This is a genomic window from Micromonospora sp. LZ34, assembly GCF_052981855.1.
In genome coordinates this window covers 1-2,192 of record NZ_JBRIQN010000134.1, presented here as the reverse complement: position 1 = coordinate 2,192, position 2,192 = coordinate 1, and the positions used below count along the sequence as shown (strand labels likewise).

Sequence of the window (2,192 nt, the reverse complement as noted above, 5' to 3'; positions counted from 1 at the left end):
ATGATCACCGATGAGCTGCGAGCCCTTCACGCTCGGGTCGGCTCCAACCACGTAACCCCGCTCAACTTCGAAGAGCCTGCATCATCAGCGCCAACGATACGAACGGCGTCTTCCGATTCCACCGAATCCGACGCGGCGAGTAGTGGGGCGTCCACGACCTGGACCAGTACCGGTCGGAAATGGTCGTGACTGTTGACGATCAACCCTGACTACCAGTTCCCGCGTCAGCCGTCACGCGAGGCGACCAGTCCGGGGAAGGTGCCGGCCCGCGACGGGCCAGTAGTGTGTCGGGCGTGGATGACCCATCGGCCACGGCTGAGCTCCTGCGGCGTGTTGTCCGTTGGAACTTGGAGGCTGTCACCGAGGCCCGCTATCGGCACAAGGGCGTTAGGGACGGCGACGCCGAGAGTTTGCTCCATTTCTGGCTGCACTTCGAAGGCAACCCGCCGCTGATGGTGCACGGGTTGGGTGAGCGCCTGTCCTTGAGTTTCAGCGAGCCGTACGAGTCGTACGACATGGAGGATCAGGGGGAGACGCGAGTCGGGCCCGCGGCAGCGCCGGACGTGCTGGCCACTCTGCCGGGACAACGGCTGCTTGACGCTGCGCTGATCCACGGGTACCCGCCGATGCCTTCGGTGGGCGGGGTCCTGATGAGATTTGAGCGCCTTGACTTGATCGTCGCCTCGCTCGGAGATGAGTGGGTTCTGACACAGGCGCCATCCCGCCGACGTTGACTTCCTACTTGACCTTGGGGGACTGGGTCAGCCAAGCCAACTGATACGGCGCCGCGACAGCAACGGGTGACAGCAACGAAGTTGGCGGGTCCCCGCAGCACCGGACATGTGAAGGGCTATGGTCAGAAGTTGCCGATTGCTGCACCAGACCGGACATCCTCGCCGAGGCTACGAATCAGATGTCGATCACGTCGTCCGTGGTGCCGGTCCTTGAATAGTCCTTGTTCCCTACCGCCACCGCCTCGTCCAGCCGGTTGGCTACGGCGTCCAGGTCGTCACCGAACAGGCCTGCGTACACGTCCAGGGTAATCGACTCCGAGGCGTGCCCGAGCATCCGCTGCACCGCCTTGACGTTGGCCCCCGCCGCGACAGCGAGACCCGCGGCCGTGTGCCGGAGGTCGTGGGGAGTGCGCCCGGCCAGCCCGACCGATGTCGCCGCCGGCCCGAAGACCCGTCCGGAAGTTGGTGTTGCGCAGCGGCCCGCGCGCTGGACGGTCGGAGACTGCCCGACGAGGAGATCCGCTTCCGCTGGTCCACCCTCATGACGGACCCTGCCTAGTCGCCGGCCACCTCGTGTCGGCCCCGACGCCGGTGTGGTCACCCTCGCTCTGATCGGTTGGCCAAACGGCTCGCGGTGGCGGAGGTGGTCTCGCTCCGCGCCGGGCCGGTCATGCGGTGACGGTGCATCATGGTGCCGTGGATGGAGGAGTGCGGCTGCGCCGGGACACGGCGAAAGTGCGCAGAAATTACCTGTTCGTGGCCTTCATCGGGGCCGGCGGCTGGGGCGCGGCCCGGTACTCCGAGGCGGACCCGAACTCTGTCTTCACCAGCACCGGGCCCGTCAAGTACCTCAGCGCGGCTCTCTTCCTCCTCGCCGCCTGCGCCCTAGTCTCTCTCCTCTGGCCCTTCGTCATCCACGCCTACGACGACGGGGTGACCCTTCGGTCGCGTGGCGTCACGACGCGGCTGCCGTGGAGTTCGATCGAGATGCTGACCGTCGCGAAGAGAGGCGTCGACTGGACGGACCCGATGTTGCAGATCCGAGTGGCTCCGGGAGTGCGGATCAAGGGGCGCGTCGGCAGGGACCACGACGGGCGGCGGGTGTACAACCTGCTGCCGGTCGAGGACTTCACCCTTCCGCCCGAGCAGGTGGTCGCCATCCTGCGGGAGCGCAGCGGCGGCAAGGTCGACGCCCAGGACTACCTCAACTATCGGGCGGGCAAGAGAGCCGTCGCGCGGTGGTTGATCGAGGAGTACGGCGATGACAGCAACGGATGACAGCAACGGTGCTGGACGGGCTGACGCAGCAGCGGACTAGTAGAGCGCTGGGACCAGCAGCTGCGGTCCCTGCCGCACGGAGTTGGACGATACGGCCGAGGCTAGTTGAGTCGGCCTGGAGTGCGGTGTCAGCGTTGCCGCTGGTCCGTTTCTCCAGGCCGCTCGCCGAACCCGCCGTGC

The 2,192-nt window shown here is 66.6% G+C and carries 3 protein-coding genes and 1 pseudogene; 2 read left to right on the top strand and 2 right to left on the bottom strand.

Annotated features, from left to right (window positions below; all coding sequences use genetic code 11):
- Positions 1 to 293 precede the first annotated feature (293 nt).
- Positions 294 to 734: a hypothetical protein gene (locus tag ACVCAH_RS37750; RefSeq protein WP_447140991.1), complete on the top strand. Its 441-nt coding sequence runs from the start codon at positions 294 to 296 to the stop codon at positions 732 to 734.
- A gap of 175 nt (positions 735 to 909) precedes the next feature.
- Here the strand turns inward: ACVCAH_RS37750 and ACVCAH_RS37745 are convergent, their stop codons facing one another.
- Both ACVCAH_RS37745 and ACVCAH_RS37740 read right to left on the bottom strand, forming a co-directional pair.
- Complete coding sequence (locus ACVCAH_RS37745) at positions 910 to 1,077, bottom strand: hypothetical protein (RefSeq protein ID WP_447140992.1); 168 nt, start codon at positions 1,075 to 1,077, stop codon at positions 910 to 912.
- 6 nt (positions 1,078 to 1,083) lie between these two features.
- Positions 1,084 to 1,335, bottom strand: a pseudogene (locus ACVCAH_RS37740) (hypothetical protein); the annotation flags it as partial.
- Positions 1,336 to 1,430: 95 nt separating this feature from the next.
- Here ACVCAH_RS37740 and ACVCAH_RS37735 point away from each other — a divergent pair.
- On the top strand, positions 1,431 to 2,012 hold the full coding sequence (locus ACVCAH_RS37735; RefSeq protein ID WP_447140990.1) for a hypothetical protein: 582 nt from the start codon (positions 1,431 to 1,433) through the stop codon (positions 2,010 to 2,012).
- The last annotated feature ends 180 nt before the right edge of the window (positions 2,013 to 2,192 follow it).